Raw genomic sequence first — 19971 nt, 5'->3', positions numbered from 1 at the left:
TGCGGGTTACCGGGCGGCTGGCCGGTCGGTAACGTGGTCGTGGCGGCGGATGAGCCGGTACGGCGTCCCGCGCCACAAGGAGGTTCGGGATGGATTCCATGCCGGAGTTGACCTTCGGTCAGCGGCTGAAGGTCTACCGTGAGCGCTCGGGCAAGACTCGTGCCGTGCTCGGTGGCCTGGTTGGGCGTAGCGCCGAGTGGGTGAAGGCGGTGGAGACCGACCGCATCCTGCCGCCGCGTGTACACATGCTGGACCGCATCGCGCGTGCCCTCAAGGTCGACCTGTCGGCCCTGGTCGGGGAGTTGAGCAACCGTTCCGCCGTCGTGAACGGGCCGGAGCATCCGGCGCTCGCCTCGGTCCGGGACGCGGTGAACCGCTGCACGTCCTCCAGCGACGACGTGCCGGAGCCGTTGGGTCGCATCAAGGACCGCCTCGCAGCCGCATGGCGGGCACGCCATCAGGCGTCGGACCATCGCACAGTGCTGGGCACCCTCCTGCCCGACCTGCTTCGGGACGCCCAACGCGCGGCGTTGACGTACGAGGGTGCCGAGCGTCGACGCGCCCAGGCGCTCCTGGCCGAGGCGCTCGGGCTGGCGCAGATGTTCCTCGCCTACCAGCCAGCCGCCGAGATCCTGTGGCGGGTCGCTGACCGTGCCATGGTGGCCGCGCAGGAGTCCGGGGATCTTGAGGCGTTGGCCTGCGCGGGGTGGTTCCTGTGTCAGGTGCACCGCGACGCCGGTGACTGGGACACCGCCATGGCGGTGACGCTCGACGTCCTCTCGGCAGTGGAGCCGCGCGCGGCGGATGGGACCACCAACCTCCTCGCCCTCGTCGGAGCGCTCCGCTTCGAAGCTGCCTACACCGCCGCGAGGGCGGGTGAGGAAGGCCGGGCCTGGCGGTACTGGGACCGAGCCGATCGCATCGCGCAGCGCCTGCCGCAAGGCTTCTATCAACCGCAGACGTCGTTCTCCCGCGTCATCATGGGTGCCCACGCCGTCACCGTGGCCGTCGAGTTGCAGAAGTCCGGCGAAGCGGTGCGACAGGCACGTCGCCATGATGCGGCGGCCATCCCGTCGCGGCCACGCCGCGCGCGACACCTCATCGAGGTCGCTCGCGCTCACTACGGCAAGGACGACGGTGAAACCGCCATGGTGAGCCTTCGCCGGGCGTACGAGTCCGCTCCGGAGACGATCCGCTTCAACGGCTACGCCCGACAGATCACCCTGGATCTGCTCAACGGGCCGCCAGCCACCCGCAAGGACGCCCGAGATCTCGCACTGAAGGTCGGCCTCGTCTCTTGATCTAGGGGTACGAACCCTACCCATGTGACGCCACGACCGTCCGTAACGTCCCCATCACGGGATGCGGCGGGCGGTGCGGACTCGCCTGGCCGCCGCGTCCCCCTCAAACTCAGGGGTGCCTGGCCACCCCGCGATGACGGGGAGGGCGCGCGTGCGACGCGTCTCGTACGACGAATATCTCTCGGCGGTCGCCCTGACCCTGGCCCGCAGGCATCGGCCCGTCTGGTCCTGGCGGCACTGGCGACGCATCTGCCGTTGCGGAACCGACCTGCCGTGCCGAAGCCGTCATCGCCTCCCGATCAACCGCGACCACTGGCCCAGCCAGGGCACGTCGTGACGACCGTCCACCAGCCGGTCGCACCACTCTGGAGCTGCGGGTGGTGTGGCACCGACTGGCCCTGCGGGCCGGGGCGGCGGGAGTTGCTGACCGAGTACGACGGATGTCGCCTTTCCCTGACCGTTTACCTGGCCGTACAACTCGTCGTTGCTACGCAACACCTGGCCGACGTCCCCGCCAGACGCCTGCACCACCGATTCCTCGGCTGGGTGCGGTGAGCATCCTTCGGCCCGGAGACGAGAAGTACCACTACAGCGACGGGTCGCACAGGTGGATCCCGCCCGATCCCGGCTACGACCAGGCGGTCTGGGATGAGCAGGTCCGCCAGCACAAGCAGGGCCACCTGCGAACGAGCGCCCGAAGGTCCGCATCCGACGCCTCGTGTGACGCGTCGTTGCGCGTCAGCTCGTTGCTCCCAGGGCCGCCGTGCAGAACTCGGCTGGTGGCAGGTATTCGTGGGCGGCGACGTAGTGGAGCAGGAGCTGGGGTGCGGCGTACACGACGCCGTCGCCCCGTACCTCGAATTCGGCGCTCTCGCGGGCGATCACGCCCTGCCGGATGGCTTCCCTGGCGTCCTCGCCCAGGTCCCGGATGCAGATTTCGCAGTAGTGGTACCCGCGTGTCTGGCGGACCCGCGCCTTGGCCAGTGCCGTCAGGGCGGGCATCAACCAGTCCGGGGCGGCGCCGGTCGGGTACGGATGCGCGGCATCCAGCCAACCGACGTTGAGCCGCGGCAGGTCTGGCCACGGCTCGTCGGCTGCCCCTGGCTCGTCCTCGTGTCGCTCCAGGTACGTGTACGGCGTCAGGTCCGCGAAGTAGGTCACGCGCCATACGTACCATCGGCATGCCTGGATCGGATCGGCGACCCGTCGGGATCGGTTGCGGTTGCGCCGGTCAAGGCCGTCAGGTGTTCCGGTGGGCTTGACAGGTAATGTGTGAGCGTTAACATCGACAACCACCACTGTTTGTCGGGAGGTCCGATGACGCTCGTCCTCGCGCGTTCCACCACTTGGCGGATGGCCGGGCTCACGGTCCTGGTCGTGCTCCTCGCCGTCGGCCTCACCGTCATCTCTCCGAAGCCCGCCGTGGCGTGGGACAACGGCACGGCGAACACCCCGCCGATGGGTTGGAACAGCTACGACTCGTTCAACTGGAGCGTCACCGAGGCGGACGTCCGGGCCAACGCCGACTACATGCGCGACAACCTGCGCCAGCACGGCTGGCAGTACGTCGTCATCGACTGGGCCTGGTACTACCCGGGGCAGCACAACAACAGCCCCAACCAGGACTCCAACCTCAATCCCCGGCTGCGGATGGACGCCAACGGACGGCTGCTGCCGGACACCACCCGGTTCCCCTCGGCGGCGGGCGGCAACGGGTTCAAGCCGCTCGCCGACTACGTGCACGACCAGGGACTGAAGTTCGGCGTCCATCTGATGCGCGGCATCCCGCGGCAGGCGGTCGCGGACAACGTGCCGATCCTCGGCACCACCTGCCGCGCCAACCAGATCAACAACAGCACCACCGCGGCCTGGCTCAACCTGATGTGGGGTCTGAACATGTCCAACGCCTGCGCGCAGGCGTACCTCGACTCGGTCTTTCAGCTCCTGGCCAGCTGGGGTGTCGACTACGTGAAGGTGGACGACATCGCGGCCCCGACGTACCGGCAGGCCGAGGTCGAGGGCTACCGGACGGCGATCCAGCACAGCGGACGACCGATGGTGCTGAGCCTCTCGCCCGGCGCGACACCGCTGGCCAGTGGGGGCCATGTCCGGGACAACGCGCACATGTGGCGCATCGTCAACGACCTGTGGGACAACTGGTCGTCGCTCGACGCGCTGTTCGACCAGCTGCGCAACTGGACGCCGTACCGGACGACAGGCGCCTGGCCCGACCCGGACATGATCCCGATCGGGCGGCTGTCGAAGTACGGCCCGGTCGGCGCACCCCGCTACTCCGGGCTCACCGCCGACGAGCAGCGCACGCTGATGACCCTGTGGGCGATCAACCGGGCGCCGCTGATGTGGGGCGGCAACCTGGTCGAGAACCGCGCCGCCGAGCTGGCGTTGATGACCAACGCGGCGGTGCTCGCCGTCGACCAGAACAGCGCCAACAACCGGCAGCTCGTCGGCGGCACCCGGCAGGTCTGGACCGCCGACGTTCCCGGCACCGACCACCGGTACGTGGCGCTGTTCAACCGCGAGAGCGCGACCGCCAACGTCTCCGTGAACCTGGCCGATCTGGGCATCGGCTCGGCCACCGTCACCGACCTGTGGACCGGCGCCGGTCTCGGCACCGTCACCGGCACCCTCACCCGCTCCATCCCCGCCCACGGCAGCGGCCTGTACCGCGTGGCGCCGCTGACCACCGCCCCCACGCCGACCACCTACACGGTGGCCGCGCGGCACAGCGGCAAGCTCCTGGACGTCTTCAACGCGTCCACCGCCGACGGCGCGAACGTCGTCCAGTGGGGCGCGAACGGGCAGGCCAACCAGCGGTGGCGGTTCTCCGACGCCGGCGGCGGCTACGCGACGGTGACAAGCGTCAGCAGCGGTAAGTGTCTCGACGTGTACGGCGGCGCGGGTGCGACAGCCGACGGCGTCCGCGTGATCCAGTGGACCTGCAACGGCGGCACCAACCAGCAGTGGCGCGTCGAGGACCTCGGAACCGGCTACGTCAGGCTCGTGGCCCGCCACAGCGGGAAGTGCCTCGACGTGCTGAACGCCGCCACGGCGGACGGTGCGCAGGCCGTGCAGTGGACCTGCGGCACCGGCGCCAGCCAGCAGTGGCGACGCACCACCGTGTAGCGCTGTCGGCCGGTGGCCCTCTCTCCGGTGATGAAGTCGCGAAACGCGCCGCCCCCGGGCGGCCCGGAGAACAATGGTGGGCCGGGAAGGGGTGCCGCGACGAACCGGGGGAGCAGGCGTGCTCGCAACCAGCCTCCTTGGCCGGCTGCGCCGCCGTGACCCGGGCGACGCCGTCCTGCGGCGCGCGGTGCGCCTGACGCTCATCGCGTCAGTCGTCTTCTACGCCTGCCGGTACGGGGCGGGCAGCCCGGTGCTCGCCACGTACGGGCTGTTCGGCACGATCGCCGCCGGGTCGTTCGCGCAGTTGCCCGGTCCGGCGCCGCAGCGGGCGCGGATCCTCGTCATGTCGCTGCCGGCGGTCTGGGCGCTGATCGCGGCCGGCACGCTGCTGGCGTGGAGCACGTGGGCGGCGGCCGGCGGGATGCTTGTCATCGGGTTCGTCGTGGCGTTCGCGGGGGTCGGTAATCCGCGCCTGGTGGGTCTGGCCAGCGCGTTCCAGCTCTTCTACATCCTGGCGTCCTTTCCGCCGTACCAACCGGACACCCTGCCGCAGCGCCTGGGCGGGGTCACGCTCGCGGTCCTGCTGCTCGCCGCGGCCGAGGTGCTGCTCTGGCCCGATCCGGTGCCGGTCACCTTCCGGCAGATGCTCACCCGGGCGGCCGACGGTGTCGGGGCGTTCCTCGACGACGCCGCCGACGCGCTGACCGACCCGCACGCCGGTCCCGGTGGTCGGGACCGCCGGCGTGCACGGGCGTACGACCTGGTGGCCCCGCTCGGTCTGGGCCGCAACCCGCCGGAGCGGGCGCCGACCGCGGCGGGCGCCCAGGACCGGGCGCTGCGGATCTCGGCGACCGCGCTGCGGGAGGTGCTCGTCGAGGCGGACCGGCTCGCGGGGGACGCCCCGCCGGAGCCGATCGGGGAACTGGCGGCGGCGCGGCTGCTGCGCACGTGCGCCGACACGATCCGGGCCGCCGGCCGGAGCCTGTCACCGGGTGCGCCGCCGGTCGACCTCACCGGCCTGGACGTCGCGATCCGCGCGGCCGAGGCCGCGTACCCGGTCGGACGAGGCGGTGGCGCCGACGCGCCGGACGTACCCCGGATGTGCCGGGACGCGACGGCGCTGGCCCTCGCCGACCACGTGCGGGTCTTCGCCGTCGGTGCCCGGGTCGCCGTCGGAGCCCGGCCCGCCGGGGGCGAGGCGTACCCCAAGCTCTTCGAGTACGCGCGACACAGCCCGTGGACGCTGTACTGGTGGCAGTTCCGCTCCCACCTGGCCCCCCGCTCGGCCCACCTGCACAGCGCGCTGCGACTGGCCGTGGCGCTGTCGGTCGCCCGGGTGGCCGCCGGGGTGTTGCAGCTCAACCACGGTTTCTGGGTGCTCCTGGCAACTCTCACGGTCCTGCGGACCTCGGCCGCCGACACCCGCACCGCCCTGCGGCCCGCCGTGTTCGGCACGATCGCGGGCGTCGTCGTCAGCGGCCTGCTGGTGCTGCTCATCGAGCAGCCCATCGTGTACGCCGTCGTGCTGCCGGTCACGCTGCTGCTGGCGTTCGGTGTCGGTCGCCTGTTGGGCCCGGTGTGGCAGCAGGCGCTGTTCACCCTGCTGCTGACGGTCGTGTTCAGCCAGCTCAGCCCCGAGGGCTGGCGGCTCGCCGAGGCGCGGCTGGTCGACGTCGGGCTCGGCGCGGTGATCGGTGTGCTCGCCGGGGTGGCCATGTGGCCGCGCGGCGCGAGCCACGACCTGCGCCACAACGCCGCGCGTTACCTGACGGCCAGCGGGGACGCGGTCGAGCGGACCGTGGAGGCGGTGCTCGGCGACGCGCCACCGCCCGAGGACGACCTCGATCGGGTCCGCCAGCGGATGGTTCTGGTCGACTCGTCCTACTGCCAGTACCACTCGGAGCGCCACGACCCGCGGCGCGCACGCGTGGACTGGGACGCCGCTCTGGGCGCCGGTCAGCACGTGGTGCCCGGCGCCGAGTCGCTGCTGCGCCGCAACCCGCCCGGCTGCCTCGCCGGCTGGCCGGCGGCGGCGGTGCTGCTGCGGGACGCGGCCGGGCACCTGCGGTCGGCGTACGACGAACTGGCCGGCGAGGTGGCGCAGGGCCGGGCCGCGGGTCCGGTGCCGACCCCGGGCGACTGTGTCGACGAGGTGGACCGGGTCCGTCCGCTGCTCGGCACGGCCGACGCCTCGGCGGTGCGGCACCTGGTGGAGGTCGACCGATGGCTGGCCGGCCTCGCCGACAGCCTCATCCGGATCCACCCGCGAGCCGGCGACCCGGCACACCGCCGTGGGCCACCGTGACCAGTCTCGGTTATGCGAGGACGGCTCGCCGAGTGCGGTCATTTCCCATTCACGCTTTGCTGCTGGTTGCGACGCCACGATTGATCGTGCCGTCCTTTCATCTTTACCGCCGCCCTTGTCGGTCTTCTCTATCCGTTTGTCATAGCAGTTTCGTCGACTGGCTGTTGGGGCGGCCGTGGTGGCGACGATGGTCACCGCTCCGGTGGAATGCAAATAGTCGGATGGCCGTGTATTCGGACACGTCCGGGCAGACTGTCGGTCACCAATCCGACACACCTGTTGGGAGCCGTTGGTGAGGCGACAACGATCGCTGGACCAGCTATCCACTCAGGGGGACGACCTTGACATACCCGCAGCCCGGGCCCGACGGCACCGCACCCCAGCAGCCCTATCAGCCCTCCTCGTCGCCATCCGCCGCAGTGCCCCTCGGGCCAGCTGTCGCTGCAGCGAGGAAGAAGAAGCCCCTCCTATGGCTGCTCGGGGGTGTCGCCCTCGTTCTCGTGCTCTGCTGTGGTGCCGGCGTTGTCGGGGCGCTTACTGCGGGCGACAGTGGAAACACCGCAGGCGGGGCTGCCAGCGCGACGCCGAGAAATGGTGAATCCGGTAACCCAATCGCCTCGATCGCAACGCCGACGGTCAGTGTGAGCCCGTCCCCCACCCCGGCGGCCCCCGCGCCCACCGCGGCAGCCGCACCGCCGAAAACGGCCGCGCCGAAGCCGAAGGTGTACACCGGGCGAGGCGATGATGTGGTTAAGGTCGGCAACCTTAGCGATCTGGCCGTCGTCAAATTTTCCTGCCCACGGTGTACGAGCAACACCATCGTCAAGTCGGACGGCCCGGACGGATTGCTCGTAAACGCGATCGGTGCCTATACGGGCAAGCGGTGGATCAACCTCGAAGAGGACTCAATGACCACTGAGTTCGAGGTGGAGACTAACGGCAAATGGACGCTGACGGTGGGCAGCGTTGACCAGATCGCGTCAAAGGCCGCCAGCGGAAAGGCGTCAGGGCGCGGCGACGACGTGATCGTACTGGGCGGTAACGCCGACACGGCAAAGGTCACCCATTCGAAGGGAGATGGTAATTTCATCGTTGAGGCCTACAACCTGGAATCCGGAGAGGGCGGCCTCCTCATTAACGAGATCGGCGGTTATTCGGGTAGGCGGCCGCTGGAAGCGCCGGCGTTAGTTCAGGTGACTGCCGACGGAAATTGGACGATAACCCCGGCGTGAAACCGCCTCGGTCGTACCCATGCCGTCGTGGTTGTTTTTACGTGGGCGGTGGCTCGGCGAGCGCGCCGTCGCAGCGGCGTCGTGATACCGCTGTGACGGTACGCTCGCTGCCTTTCTTGGGTCCGAGATCTCTCAGGCCGCCGATCGCCGATTGGCCGTGCCTATGCCAGGTGGTCCGGTACTAACGTCGCCGGCATGGAGATCGCGCAGGCACAGCAGTTGTGGAAGCCGGAGCCCGGCTGGTTGAACACGGCCTCCTACGGGCTGCCGCCCGAGCCGGCCTGGACGGCGTTGCAGGACGCCCTGGCCGCCTGGCGGGTGGGCAGCACGTCGTGGGAGGGCTGGGGCGAGTCGGTGCAGCGCTCCCGTAGCGCGTTCGCCGGCCTGATCGGCGTGCCGGCCACCGACGTGGCGGTCGGCGCGACAGTCTCCCAGATGCTCGCGCCGGTGGCGGCGTCCCTGCCGGCCGGCGCGACAGTTGTCGTTCCGGAGGTCGAGTTCACCTCGAACCTGTTCCCCTGGCTGGTGCAGGAGGAGCGCGGTGTCACGGTCCGCACGGTGCCGGCGGACCGGCTGGTCGACGCGATCGACGCCGACACCTACCTCGTCGCGTTCAGCCTGGTGCAGTCGGCCGACGGCTCCGTCGCCGCGTACGACGAGATCGTGGCCGCTGCCCGCGCGCACGACGCGCTGGTGGTGGTGGACGCGACCCAGGCGTGCGGATGGCTGCCGTTCGACGGCAGCCGGGCCGACGTGGTGTCGGTCGGCGGCTACAAGTGGCTGATGAACCCGCGCGGCACCGCGTACACCTATCTCGCCCCCGCGCTCCGCGAGCGGCTGCGCCCGGACGCGGCCGGTTGGTACGCGGGCCGCGACCCGTACGCCTCCTACTACGGCCCGCCGCTGCGGCTGGCCGATGACGCCCGCCGGTTCGACATCTCGCCGGCCTGGTTCAGCTGGGTCGGCGCCGCGCCGGCGATGGAGCTGATCGCCGAGATCGGCGTGCCGGCGATCCAGGAGCACGACGTGGCGCTGGCCAACCGGTTCCTGACCGGCCTGGGCCGGCCACCGGGGGACAGCGCCATCGTCGCCGTCGACGTGCCCGGCGCGGAGCAGCGTCTCGCGGCGGCCGGCATCCGGGCGGCGGTGCGCGCCGGGCGGGTCCGCGCCTCGTTCCACCTCTACTCCACCGAGGCCGATGTGGACGCCGCCCTGGAGGCGCTGGCGGGGTGACGCGGCTCAGGCCAGGTGGCCGCCGATCTTCGTGTACCCGCGCAGCAGGTCACGGGAGATGATCAGCCGCTGCATCTCGTCGGTGCCCTCGAAGATGCGGTAGAGCCGGACCTGCCGGTACCAGCGTTCGATGGGCAGCTCCCGGGTGTAGCCCATGCCGCCGTGGATCTGCAGCACCCGGTCGACGACCCGGTTGACCATCCCGGCGCCGTAGAGCTTGCCCATCGACGAGGCGTGCCGGGGGTCCAGGCCCTGATCGACGGTCCACGCCGAGCGCAGCACCAGCCAGCGGGCCGCCTCCAGCTCGGTCTCCGAGTCGGCGATCATCCACTGGATGGCCTGGTTGGTGCCGATCTTCGCGCCGAACGTCTCGCGGGTGTTGGCGTGGTCGATCGCCATCTGCAGCACCCGCTCGGCGATGCCGATGGCGTGCGACGGGATGGTGTAGCGGCCCTTGCCGATCCACTCCATGCCGAGCGTGAAGCCCTGCCCGATCTCGCCGAGGATGTTGCGGTGCGGCACGCGTACGCCGTCGAAGATCAGCGACGCGGGCCCGCCCTCGCCCATGGTCTGGATGAACTCCGAGCGCCAGCCCATCGACCGGTCCACCAGGAACGCTGTCGCGCCGCCGTTGCGGGCGCCCTTCTCCCGGTCGGTCACCGCGACGACGATGGCGAAGTCGGCGTCGTGGCCGCCGGTGATGAAGGTCTTCTCGCCGTCGAGGATCCAGTCGTCGCCGTCGCGGCGCGCGGAGAGCCGGATGTTGGCGGCGTCCGAGCCGGCGCCCGGTTCGGTGATCGCGAAGCAGGACCGCCGCTCACCCTCGATCGTCGGGATGAGGAACTCCTGCTTCTGCTCCTCGGTGGCGTGGAACAGGATGTTGTCGGCCTCGCCGCCGAAGCGGAACGGCACGAACGTGTGGCCCAGCTCCGTCCAGATCAACGACTGGAGGACGGCCGGCAGGTTCATCCCGCCGTACGCCTCGGGGGTCGCCAGGCCCCAGAAGCCGAACTTGCGCGCCTTGAGTTGCAGCTCGCGCACCTCGGAGTGGTCCAGGCCCGGCTGGTGCGCCCGCTCGCGGCGCAGCACCTCCGCCTCCAGGGGCATCACCTCGCGGCGGATGAACGACCGGACGGTGTCCCGCACCGCCCGCTCCTCGTCGGTGAGCGAAAAGTCCACGGTGGTCCTCCTGGCGTCGGCGCGGCCGGTCACCCCTAAACTAGCGGTGTAAGTTTTGATGCGTCCAGACCCCTGTGCCGCCGACTCGCGAGGAGCGCAGTGCCCCGACCCCGCCAGCCCCGGCTCACCCGGCAGCTGATCGTCGACACCGCCACGGCGCTCATCGACGCCGAGGGTCTGCCCGCGCTCTCCACCCGTCGACTCGCCGCCGCGCTGGGCGTGCAGGGCCCGTCGCTCTACAACCACTTCGCCACCAAGGACGAGATCCTCGACGCGGTCGCCGACGCGGTCACCGGCACCGTCGACACCAGCGGCTTCGCCGGCCGGGACTGGGCCGGCGCGCTGCGCGACTGGGCCTGGTCGTACCGGCGGGCGCTCACCGCGCACCCGAACATCGTGCCGTACCTCGCGCAGGGTCCGGGCCGTCGGCCGGCCGCCCTCGCCATGGCCGACGCGGTCTACGGCGGCCTCGTCCGCGCCGGGTGGCCACCGGCCCGCGCCACCCACATCGGCGCGGCGCTGCGCTACTTCGTGGCCGGCTCGGCGCTCGGCTCGTTCGCCCGCGGCTTCGTCGAGGACCCCGAGCTGTACGCCGCGCACTACCCGCACCTGCGTCAGGCGCACCGGCTCGCCGAGCACCAGCAGAGCGTGGACGAGGGCGCCTTCGCCCTCGGCCTGGACGCGCTGCTGCACGGGCTGGCCGCCGAGTACGCCCGCACCGTCGGGGCGGTGGAGTCCGGGCGGCCCAGCGGGTAGCGTCCAAACTCCCAGCGCTAGTTTCACCGCCCGCCGCGACCCCTGTCGCCTCCGCCCGTCGCCCACCCCGGAAGGGACGCCATGGACCTCGCCGCCCCGCCGTCGCTGCTGCCCGACGCCCTGCGCCTCCGGCGCCACCTGCACATCGGCGGCGAGTGGACGTCTCCCGCCGGCACCGACGTGATCGACGTGGAGAACCCGAGCACCGGCGAGCTGATCGGTCAGGTGCCCGCCGGCACCGCGGCCGATGTGGACGCCGCCGTCGCCGCCGCCCGCGCCGCCTTCCCCGGTTGGGCGGCCACCGCGCCCGCCGAACGCTCCGCGTACCTCGACCGGCTGCACGCCGCGCTCGCGACGCGCGCCGACGACCTCGCCCGCACCATCGCCGTCGAGCTGGGGGCCCCGCTCAAGCTCGCCACCCGCGTGCAGGTCGCGCTGCCGCTGATCGTGCTGCGCGACCACGTGGCGCTCGCCGCCCGCCCGCCGGTTGAGGAGACCATCGGCAACTCCCTGGTCGTACGCGAGCCGATCGGCGTGGTCGGCGCGATCACCCCGTGGAACTACCCCCTGCACCAGGTGATGGCGAAGGTCGCGCCCGCGCTCGCCGCCGGCTGCACTGTCGTGCTCAAGCCCAGCGAGCTGACCCCGCTGACCGCGTACCTGCTCTTCGACGCGGTCACCGAGGCCGGTCTGCCGCCGGGGGTGCTCAACCTGGTCCCCGGCACCGGCGCGACGGTCGGCGAGGCGCTCGCCGGGCACCCCGACGTCGACCTGGTCTCGTTCACCGGCTCCACCGCCACCGGCACCCGGATCATGCGACTCGCCGCCGACCGCATCGCCCGGGTCGCGCTGGAGCTGGGCGGCAAGTCCGCGAACGTGATCCTCGACGACGCCGACCTGGCCACCGCGGTCAAGGTCGGCGTCGGCAACGCCCTGATGAACTCCGGCCAGACCTGCACGGCGTGGACCCGGATGCTGGTGCACCGCGACCGGTACGCCGAGGCGCTCGACCTGGTCGCGACGACGGTGGCCGGCTACCGCGTCGGCGACCCGTTCGACCCGGCCACCCGCCTCGGCCCCCTGGTCTCCGCCGCCCAGGCGACGCGGGTGCGCGGCCACGTCGAGCGGGCCCTCACCGACGGCGCCCGCCTGGTCGCCGGTGGCCCGGACGCCCCGGTGCCGGCGCGGGGGCACTTCGTCGCCCCGACCGTCTTCGCCGACGTGCACCCGGACAGCGCGCTCGCCCAGGAGGAGGTCTTCGGCCCGGTGCTCGCCGTTCTCCCGTTCGACGACACCGACGAGGCCGTCGCCATCGCCAACAACTCGCGCTACGGGCTGGCCGGCGCGGTGTGGTCCGCCGACCCGGAGGCGGCGCTCGCGGTGGCGCGGCGGCTGCGCACCGGGGCGGTCGACATCAACGGCGCGGCGTTCAACCCACTCGCGCCCTTCGGCGGCTACAAGCAGTCCGGCCTGGGCCGGGAGCTGGGCGTGCACGGGCTCGCCGAGTTCTGCGAGCTGAAGGCGATCCAGCGATGAGCGCCACCGAGCCGGCGGGCGAGCCGGGAGTGGTCGCCGAGCCGGCGAGCGGGTCGGCGGTGGTCGCCGAGCAGGCCGGCGGGTCGGTCACCGTCCGCGCGCTTGTCGCGCGCGGGCGCGGGGCCGAACTGCGGGTCGAGCGGGTACGCCTGCCCGCGCCCGGCCCCGGCGAGGTGCGGGTGACGATCCGCGCGGCCGGCGTCTGCCACTCCGATCTGTCCATGGTCAACGGCACCCTGGCCGCGACGTTCCCGCTGGTGCTCGGGCACGAGGCGACCGGCGTGGTGGCCGAGGCAGGGCCGGGCACCCGGCTGCCGGTCGGCACGCCTGTGGTGCTCAACTGGGCGCCCGCCTGCCGGGCCTGCTGGTGGTGCCGGCACGACGAACCCTGGCTCTGCGCCGCCAACACCGCCCCGACCGTGGCGCGCGGCGAGACCGAGGACGGTGTCCCGCTGCACCTCACGCTGGGTCTCGGCGCGCTTGCCGAGGCGGTGGTGGTGCCGGAGAGCGCCGTCGTGCCGATCCCGGCCGGGCTGCCCGCCGAGCAGGCAGCGCTGCTCGGCTGCGCGGTGCTCACGGGCGTCGGCGCGGTCGGCAACACCGCCCGGGTCGCGCCCGGCGAGTCGGTCGCCGTCATCGGGCTCGGTGGGGTCGGGCTCGCCGTTCTCGCCGCCGCCCGCAGGGCCGGCGCGACGACGATCCTCGCCGTCGACGTGGCCGAGGCGAAGCGGGACCTGGCCCTCGCCGCCGGAGCCACCGACTTCCTGCTCTCCGACGACCGGCTCTCCAAGGAGGTGCGGGCGCGCACCGAGGGCCGCGGCGTCGACCACGCCTTCGAGTGCGTCGGGCGGGCCGCCACGATCCGGGCGGCGTGGCGTCTCACCCGGCGCGGGGGAGCGGTCACCGTCGTCGGCATGGGCGCCAAGGACGACATGGTCAGCCTCGGCGCGCTCGACATCTTCCACTCCGCCCGGACGCTGCGCTCCTCGGTGTACGGCTCGTCCGACCCGGACCGTGAGGTGCCGGTGCTGGCCACCGAGCTGGCCGAGGGCACACTGGATCTGCGCGTGCTGGTCAGTGGCACGGTCGGGCTGGACGAGGCGCCCGCCGCGTTCGACCGGTTGGCGCGGGGCGAGGGCGCCCGCTGGGTGGTAACACTCGACTGAGCCGAGCACGCTCACCCGGCGGCGATCTCCGACCGGCGGCGCCGGCCGGAGATCAGTTTCGCTCAGAAGGGTGGTGTGTCCTCGCCCATCAGCGCCAGTACGACGCCACCCCTTCCGCTCTTGAGGCTCTGGACCACGACCTTGCCGGTGCTGCCGTCGGGCAGCTCCAACGTGAAGGTCTTGCCGACCGCGTTCTTGGGGCCATTGCCGGCGCTGTTGGCGGGCCGGAAGTCGCCTGCCCACGGCCGGGTCCCACCTTTGCGGGCGGGCTCGGCGAAGAGGGCGGCGGTGCCAGGGGTCCTGGTGCCGTCCGAGGAGAGAAGCACTGAGGCGCTGCGATAGGTAGCCATATGCGCCAAGGCTATCCCGGAGTGCCGTTCGCGGCAGATGACGGCGCGTGCCCATGTCGATCGCCACCGGCCCGGACGCCTTTGTCGCTGGCCTGCGCGACAGGGGTCACGCGGCGGCGCCGAGCACCCACTGTCTGGTCTCGGCGATGAAGTCGGCCGGGAAGCCGAGACTGAACCCGGTCGCCGTCTCCAGCCGCAGGACCAGTTCCGGTGGCAGCGTGACCGCGGTGCAGCCCAGGTTGTCCCGGAGTTGTTCCACGGTCCGCGCACCGATGATCGGCAGCACGCCGCTGCGTTGGCGGGTCCAGGCGAGGGCCACCTGCGCCGGGGTGACGCCCAGCTCGCCGGCGACCTCCTGCACGACCCGTGCCACAGTGAGGTCGCGGTCGCCGATCGTGTCCCGGCTCAGCCGCGTCCTCTCCTGCGGTGCGCCGGCGTTGTACTTGCCAGAGAGCACGCCGCCGCCGAGCGGGCTCCAGGCCGTCACTGTCATGCCGTACGCCTCGGCCATCGGCAACAGTTCCCGCTCGGCGTCGCGGTTGATGAGGCTGTACGGCACCTGTAGGCCGGCGAACGGGGTCCAGCCGCGCCACTCGGCCAACATGTTCGCGCGGGAGACCACCCAGGCAGGGGTGTCCGACACCCCGACATGAAGAACCTTGCCGGCGGTGACCGCGTCGTCGAGCGCCCGGACGGTCTCGTCGATGGGTGTGCGCTGGTCCCAGATGTGCACCCAGTAGACGTCGATGTGGTCGGTGCGCAGCCGGCGCAGGCTGGTCTCCAGTGACAGCCTGAGGTTCTTGCGGTGGCTGCCGCCGCCGTTGGGGTCGGCCGGATCACGGGTCACCGTGTACTTCGTGGCCACGACGAACCTGTCGCGTCGCCCGGCGAGCAGCTCGCCCAGCATCTCCTCGCTGGCGCCACCGCGGTAGTTGATGGCGGTGTCCACGATGTTGCCGCCGGCCTCGGCGTAGATGTCGAGGATGCGTCGGCACTCCTCGATCGGCGCACCGACGCCACCCTGTTCACCGAACGTCATCGCGCCGAGCACCAACTCGGACACTCGCAGCCCGGTCCGCCCGAACGTCGTGTACTTCACGCGAGCACCTCCGGCGGCTGCCCGGCCAGCTCGTCGCCGGTGACGTCGTGCAGGTGTCGGTGGGGTGCCCAGCGGTGCCCGGGCGGGTCAAGGAACTGCGCGGTGCGGTCCGCAACCTCGGTCATCGCCCGACCATACGCCGTGTCTGGTCAGCGTGTCCAGACGTCCCACACGGTACGCTGCGACACGTGATGGCCCGACGTGACGAACCTCAGCAGAGCCGCGCCGAGCTGCGGGAACGTGTCTTGACCGCCCTTCGCGAACTGCTCCGCGAGCGCACCTTCGACACGCTGAGCGTGGCCGACATCATCACTGCCGCAGGCGTCTCGCGGGCCAGCTTCTACTTCTACTTCGCCGGCAAGCAGGCGGTGCTGGCCGAGCTCGTACGTCGGGCGGTCGGCGCCGGCCACGAGGCCGCCCAACCGTGGGTGCAGGCGGCGGCCGACCCGCGCGAGACGCTGCGAGCGGGTATCGACGCCGGTGCCGAACTCTGGCTCGCCAATGCCGCCGTGCTGCGCGCGATCGTGGAGACCTGGGCGTCCGACCCGCAGCTGCGCGAGCTGTGGCTGGCCCAGATGGAGACGTTCACCGACGCCACGATCACGCGGATCGAGGCCGATCGGCGGGCAAACCCCGCTGTCGCGGCCCGGCTCGACGGTGTCGACGTGCAGGCGCTCGCCGCATCGCTGACCTGGACCGGCGAGCGGCTCTACTACCTGGCCGCGTGCGGGGTGCCGCCGTTCGACGACCGGGCGGTGCTGGTCGACACGCTCACCCACCTGTGGGTGTCGGCGCTGTACGACTGACGCGTACCGACGACCGGGAACCCCTCTCGTGCATCTGCCGGTCGCGTGGTTTGATCACGACGTCGATGCGGAAGGGGCACGATGGGGCGCAGCGCGATCATCTTCCACGGGACCGGCGGCAACCCGGACGTGGTCTGGTACCGCTGGTTGGCGCAGCGGCTGGAGGCTCGCGGCTACTCGGTCGAGATCCCGCACCTTCCGGGCATCAACGTCGAGCCGATCGCGACGTTCCTGCCGACGGTGCTCGACGGGCACCGCTTCGACGAGGACACCGTCCTGGTGGGCCACTCCGGCGGCGCGGCCCTGCTGCTGGCGCTCCTGGAGCAAGTCGAGGTGACCGTCGCCCAGGCGATCCTGGTCGCCGGCTACTGCACCCGGCCCAACACCAGCGAGGAACCGGTGCTCCAGGAGAGCTACGACTGGGCCGCGATCCGGTCGCACGTGCGGGACATCTCCTTCATCAACTCCCGCGAGGATCCGTACGGCTGCGACGACCGCCAGGGACGCGCCATGTTCGAACGGCTCGGCGGCACCCAGATCGTGCGCGACGACGGGCACTTCGGGGACTACAACCAGCCGTACGAGCGGTTCGAGCTGCTGGACCGACTCATCCCCTGACGCTCGTCACATCCGCGCCCGCAGCATGTCGACCTCGCAGCCGGGCGCCGACGGGTCGAAGCCGTGCTCGGCCAGCCAGCGGATCACCACCAGGCTGCGCCACGACCACCACGCCCGGACCACGTCGAGGTCGACGTCGGTGCCGTAGCCGGCCACGACGTCGACCAGGTGCTCCTCGTGGCCGAGAGTCAACGTGGCGAGGTCGAACAGGGCGTCGCCCCGGCCCGCCTCGGACCAGTCGAGCACGCCGGTGACCTCGTCACCGTCGACGAACACGTGGGCGACCTGCAGGTCGCCGTGCGTGAACACGGGTGTCCACTGCCGCAGCGCCGCCTCGGCAACGTGGCGGTTGCGGGTGACCAGGTCGGCGGGGAGAACCCCGTTCGTCACGAGCCACCCGCACTCGTCGTCGAGTTGCGTGGCCACCTCGTCAAGGCTCCGACCGGGCCAGGGCGGCAGCGGCGCGTCGTGCAGTGTCCGTACGGCGGCGCCCGCCGCGGCCCACGCCGTCGACGGCGCGGTCGACGGCTCGCCGAGGCGGCCGAGCGCCCTGCCGCGCAGCGCGGCGAGCGCGAGCACGGGCGGGTTGTGCCACAGGACCTCCGGGGTCGGCACGGGCGCCATCGCCATCGCCGCGACCTCGACGTCCGCGTGATCCGGATCGGTGTCGATCTTGAGGAAGACGTCGCCGACGCGCACGGTCGCCCGCTCCTGGTGGGCGACGACGACCTCGATCTCCTGCACGCCGGCAATTGTCGCGGGTTCGACCACCGACGCCCCAGCGGTTTTCCGCCTGGCCCGGCGGGGCCGTGGAGTCGTTGCGTTCGCGAAATACCCAGCAGTACTATGCATCGTACTTCTAGGGTTGGGTGGGAGGTCTCGTGAAGGTCGCTAAGGATCTGGTGGCCGCTTCGGCGACACCGATGGTGCTCGGCATCCTGGCCGAGGGGGAGAGCTACGGCTACGCCATCCTCCGGCGGATCAACGAGCTGTCCGGCGGTGAGCTGGACTGGACCGAGGGGCTGTTGTACCCGCTGCTGCACCGGCTCGAGCGTCTGGCCTATGTGGAGGCGAGCTGGCAGTCGGTCGCCGGTGAGCGCAAACGTAAGTACTACCGGATCACCGACCGGGGCCTGGCCGAGCTGGCCGAGCAGCGCCGACAGTGGGACACCGTCGTGGGCGCGCTCAAGGAGATCTGGCACGACCGTACGCCGCTGACCGTGCGTCCGCTGGAGGGCCTGGCATGACGGCGCACGACGAGCCCGAGGAGCTGGAAGCGCAGTTCGCGCAGTGGCGTCGCTACGTGCTCCGGCGTCGGGAGCTGCAGTCGGTGGACGCCGACGAGTTGGAAGACCACCTCCGTGGCTCGGTCGACGAACTCGTCGCGGCGGGTCTGAGCCCGGACGAGGCGTTCCTGGTCGCGGTCAAGCGCATGGGCAGTCTCGACGAGCTGTCCCGCGAGTTCGCCCGCGAGCATTCGGAACGGCTCTGGAAGCAGCTCGTGCTGACCGGCGACTCCGGTGCTCCGGCCGCCGGGGCGCGTTCCCGGCGGGACCTGTGGGTGATGCTCGGCGCGGCGGCCGGCGCGGTGGCGTCGGTCAAGGTGCCGGCGCTGTTCGGGCTGACCTTCGACGATGACGGCTCGTTCTACACGCGCAACTTCACCCTGTTCGTGCTGCCCTGGCTGGCGGCGTTCCTCGCCTGGCGCCGCAGAGCCCGGCCGGCGGTGATCGTGGCGCTGGTGGCGCTGTTCGTGCTCGGCGCGGTGGCCGCCAACGTCTACCCGCTGGCGGGCGACTCGCAGTCCTTTGTCGTCACCAGCGTCCACCTGCCGATCGCGCTGTGGCTCGTGGTCGGTCTTGCCTACGTCGCCGACGACTGGCGCTCATCGCGTCGACGGATGGACTTCATCCGCTTCACCGGCGAGTGGTTCATCTACTTCGTGCTGATGGCCCTCGGCGGCGGCGTGCTCGCCGCGTTCCTGTTCAACACCTTCGCGGCCATCGGGATCGTCCCGGAGGCTTTCGTCTCGCAGTGGCTCCTGCCCTGCGGCGCCGCGGCCGCGGTCGTGGTGGCCGGGTGGCTCGTCGAGGCCAAGCAGAGCGTCGTCGAGAACATCGCGCCGGTCCTCACGCGACTGTTCACCCCGCTCTTCACCGCCGCCCTGCTCGCCTTCCTCGTCGCCGTCGTCTGGACCAGCCACGGCATCGACGTCGAGCGCGAGGCGCTGATCCTGTTCGACCTCCTGCTCGTCGTGGTGCTGGGGCTGCTGCTCTACTCGCTCTCGGCCCGCGATCCGCTGGCCCCGCCCGGCGCGTTCGACAAGCTCCAGCTCGCGCTCGTGGTCAGCGCGCTCGCCATCGACGTGCTGGTGCTGGTGGAGATCACCGGGCGCATCACCGACAACTACGGCGGCACCCCCAACCGGGCGGCGGCTCTCGGCGAGAACGTGATCCTGCTGGTCAACCTCGCCTGGTCGGCGTGGCTCCTGCTGAGCTTCCTCCGTCGGCGTACGCCCTTCGCTGCCCTGGAGCGGTGGCAGACCGGCTACCTGCCGGTGTACGCCGCGTGGGCCTGGATCGTGGTCCTCGTCTTCCCGCCGCTGTTCAGCTACGCCTAGGGAATTCATCCGGCGTCGATGAGGGACCAGTCTTGAGGAAATACGGCGTGCAGCAGGTCGGTGATGCTGGCCGGTGGGAAGTCCGGCCAGGAGCGCTGCGGGTCGTGCCGTCGGTTGAGACGTCGATCAAGGAAACGCTGCGTACGGACGAGTCCCTCGGTCGCCTCAGTGACGCTGAGCGCGCCGTCCTGCACGGCCATGGCGTACTCGTCGAGATCCAGGACCCGGTAGGGGTGGTCGCCAGGTCCGACGATCACGTCGATCCACAGGTCGTCGACAGTGACCACGTTCTCATGATCGATGACTCGGACCAGGTCGCAGTACCACCAGCCCTGCTGCTCGGGTGGGAACAGAACCGGCTGATTGATCTGGAACCCATCATCGAGCAGGACGAAGCTGCGCTGCTCGTACGGTCGATTGTCGAGGTGAAATCCCCAGTCGTAGACGATGGCGTCGCCAAGACGCAGCCCCGCCGCGCGCAGCTTTCCGTCGCGCACCACGGTCACCGGCGTCGCTGCACGCTCGGAAGCATCAGTCACACGCAGCAGCTTCGCTGGTCGACGACCCGACGCTCAACCGTTTTCGGGACCGACCGGCCCTGATCGCTGCGCCGGGCGATGTACGGC

The 19971-nt window shown here is 71.3% G+C and carries 19 protein-coding genes; 12 read left to right on the top strand and 7 right to left on the bottom strand.

From position 1 onward, the window contains the following. The first annotated feature begins 89 nt into the window (after nucleotides 1–89). Entirely contained in the window at nucleotides 90–1301 is a 1212-nt protein-coding gene (locus B0E54_RS12645; RefSeq protein WP_234583547.1) for a helix-turn-helix transcriptional regulator, read from the top strand. Between the two features lie 738 nt (nucleotides 1302–2039). Here B0E54_RS12645 and B0E54_RS12640 read toward each other — a convergent pair. Continuing rightward, nucleotides 2040–2462: a hypothetical protein gene (locus B0E54_RS12640; protein WP_234583545.1), complete on the bottom strand. Its 423-nt coding sequence runs from the start codon at nucleotides 2460–2462 to the stop codon at nucleotides 2040–2042. Nucleotides 2463–2618: 156 nt separating this feature from the next. Here B0E54_RS12640 and B0E54_RS12635 point away from each other — a divergent pair, with 156 nt between their 5' ends. The 4 genes from B0E54_RS12635 to B0E54_RS12620 all read left to right on the top strand — a co-directional run bounded on the left by B0E54_RS12635 (nucleotide 2619) and on the right by B0E54_RS12620 (nucleotide 9215). After that, nucleotides 2619–4445 carry an alpha-galactosidase gene (locus B0E54_RS12635; protein ID WP_234583544.1) on the top strand — a complete coding sequence of 609 codons (1827 nt, stop codon included), beginning with the start codon at nucleotides 2619–2621 and terminating at the stop codon, nucleotides 4443–4445. Nucleotides 4446–4563: 118 nt separating this feature from the next. Next, on the top strand, nucleotides 4564–6750 hold the full coding sequence (locus tag B0E54_RS32775) for an FUSC family protein (RefSeq protein ID WP_234583542.1): 2187 nt from the start codon (nucleotides 4564–4566) through the stop codon (nucleotides 6748–6750). Nucleotides 6751–7091: 341 nt separating this feature from the next. After that, entirely contained in the window at nucleotides 7092–7982 is an 891-nt protein-coding gene (locus tag B0E54_RS12625) for a hypothetical protein (RefSeq protein WP_234583541.1), read from the top strand. 195 nt (nucleotides 7983–8177) lie between these two features. Further along, complete coding sequence (locus B0E54_RS12620) at nucleotides 8178–9215, top strand: aminotransferase class V-fold PLP-dependent enzyme (RefSeq protein WP_234583540.1); 1038 nt, start codon at nucleotides 8178–8180, stop codon at nucleotides 9213–9215. 6 nt (nucleotides 9216–9221) lie between these two features. On the opposite strand, the gene B0E54_RS12615 is transcribed toward B0E54_RS12620, so the two are convergent. Further along, a complete protein-coding gene (locus tag B0E54_RS12615) occupies nucleotides 9222–10394 on the bottom strand; it encodes an acyl-CoA dehydrogenase family protein (protein WP_234583539.1) in 1173 nt (390 codons plus the stop codon). A 99-nt stretch (nucleotides 10395–10493) separates the two neighbouring features. On the opposite strand from B0E54_RS12615, the gene B0E54_RS12610 reads away from it, so the two are divergent. The 3 genes from B0E54_RS12610 to B0E54_RS12600 all read left to right on the top strand — a co-directional run bounded on the left by B0E54_RS12610 (nucleotide 10494) and on the right by B0E54_RS12600 (nucleotide 13852). Continuing rightward, the gene (locus B0E54_RS12610; protein ID WP_234583538.1) at nucleotides 10494–11150 is read left to right on the top strand and encodes a TetR/AcrR family transcriptional regulator C-terminal domain-containing protein; all 657 of its coding nucleotides are present in this window, start codon (nucleotides 10494–10496) and stop codon (nucleotides 11148–11150) included. 81 nt (nucleotides 11151–11231) lie between these two features. After that, complete coding sequence (locus B0E54_RS12605) at nucleotides 11232–12686, top strand: aldehyde dehydrogenase family protein (RefSeq protein WP_234583536.1); 1455 nt, start codon at nucleotides 11232–11234, stop codon at nucleotides 12684–12686. Next, entirely contained in the window at nucleotides 12683–13852 is a 1170-nt protein-coding gene (locus B0E54_RS12600; RefSeq protein WP_234583535.1) for an alcohol dehydrogenase catalytic domain-containing protein, read from the top strand. The genes B0E54_RS12605 and B0E54_RS12600 overlap by 4 nt, the downstream gene beginning before the upstream one ends. 62 nt (nucleotides 13853–13914) lie before the next feature. On the opposite strand, the gene B0E54_RS12595 is transcribed toward B0E54_RS12600, so the two are convergent. From B0E54_RS12595 to B0E54_RS32440, 3 genes are all read right to left on the bottom strand, one after another. Continuing rightward, the gene (locus B0E54_RS12595) at nucleotides 13915–14202 is read right to left on the bottom strand and encodes a hypothetical protein (RefSeq protein ID WP_234583533.1); all 288 of its coding nucleotides are present in this window, start codon (nucleotides 14200–14202) and stop codon (nucleotides 13915–13917) included. 106 nt (nucleotides 14203–14308) lie between these two features. Beyond that, nucleotides 14309–15301, bottom strand: coding sequence for an aldo/keto reductase (locus B0E54_RS12590; RefSeq protein WP_234583532.1), 993 nt, complete (start codon nucleotides 15299–15301; stop codon nucleotides 14309–14311). Continuing rightward, a complete protein-coding gene (locus B0E54_RS32440) occupies nucleotides 15298–15426 on the bottom strand; it encodes a hypothetical protein (RefSeq protein WP_255786903.1) in 129 nt (42 codons plus the stop codon). The genes B0E54_RS12590 and B0E54_RS32440 overlap by 4 nt, the downstream gene beginning before the upstream one ends. 66 nt (nucleotides 15427–15492) lie before the next feature. On the opposite strand from B0E54_RS32440, the gene B0E54_RS12585 reads away from it, so the two are divergent. Both B0E54_RS12585 and B0E54_RS12580 read left to right on the top strand, forming a co-directional pair. Further along, nucleotides 15493–16107: a TetR/AcrR family transcriptional regulator gene (locus tag B0E54_RS12585; protein ID WP_234583530.1), complete on the top strand. Its 615-nt coding sequence runs from the start codon at nucleotides 15493–15495 to the stop codon at nucleotides 16105–16107. An 81-nt stretch (nucleotides 16108–16188) separates the two neighbouring features. Then, the gene (locus B0E54_RS12580; RefSeq protein ID WP_234583529.1) at nucleotides 16189–16725 is read left to right on the top strand and encodes an alpha/beta hydrolase; all 537 of its coding nucleotides are present in this window, start codon (nucleotides 16189–16191) and stop codon (nucleotides 16723–16725) included. 6 nt (nucleotides 16726–16731) lie between these two features. Here the strand turns inward: B0E54_RS12580 and B0E54_RS12575 are convergent, their stop codons facing one another. Next, nucleotides 16732–17469 carry a phosphotransferase gene (locus B0E54_RS12575; protein ID WP_234583527.1) on the bottom strand — a complete coding sequence of 246 codons (738 nt, stop codon included), beginning with the start codon at nucleotides 17467–17469 and terminating at the stop codon, nucleotides 16732–16734. A gap of 137 nt (nucleotides 17470–17606) precedes the next feature. Between B0E54_RS12575 and B0E54_RS12570 the strand changes: the two genes are divergently transcribed. Continuing rightward, nucleotides 17607–17972 (top strand): PadR family transcriptional regulator, encoded by a 366-nt coding sequence (locus tag B0E54_RS12570; RefSeq protein WP_234583526.1) that lies wholly within the window; start codon nucleotides 17607–17609, stop codon nucleotides 17970–17972. After that, nucleotides 17969–19345: a permease prefix domain 1-containing protein gene (locus tag B0E54_RS12565; RefSeq protein ID WP_234583525.1), complete on the top strand. Its 1377-nt coding sequence runs from the start codon at nucleotides 17969–17971 to the stop codon at nucleotides 19343–19345. The genes B0E54_RS12570 and B0E54_RS12565 overlap by 4 nt, the downstream gene beginning before the upstream one ends. Nucleotides 19346–19350: 5 nt before the next feature. Here the strand turns inward: B0E54_RS12565 and B0E54_RS12560 are convergent, their stop codons facing one another. Then, a complete protein-coding gene (locus B0E54_RS12560; RefSeq protein ID WP_234583524.1) occupies nucleotides 19351–19884 on the bottom strand; it encodes a DUF402 domain-containing protein in 534 nt (177 codons plus the stop codon). Nucleotides 19885–19971: the final 87 nt, after the last annotated feature.

Source organism: Micromonospora sp. MH99 (assembly GCF_021442385.1).
Lineage (GTDB): Bacteria > Actinomycetota > Actinomycetes > Mycobacteriales > Micromonosporaceae > Micromonospora.
This window is presented reverse-complemented; position numbering and strand designations above follow the sequence as displayed.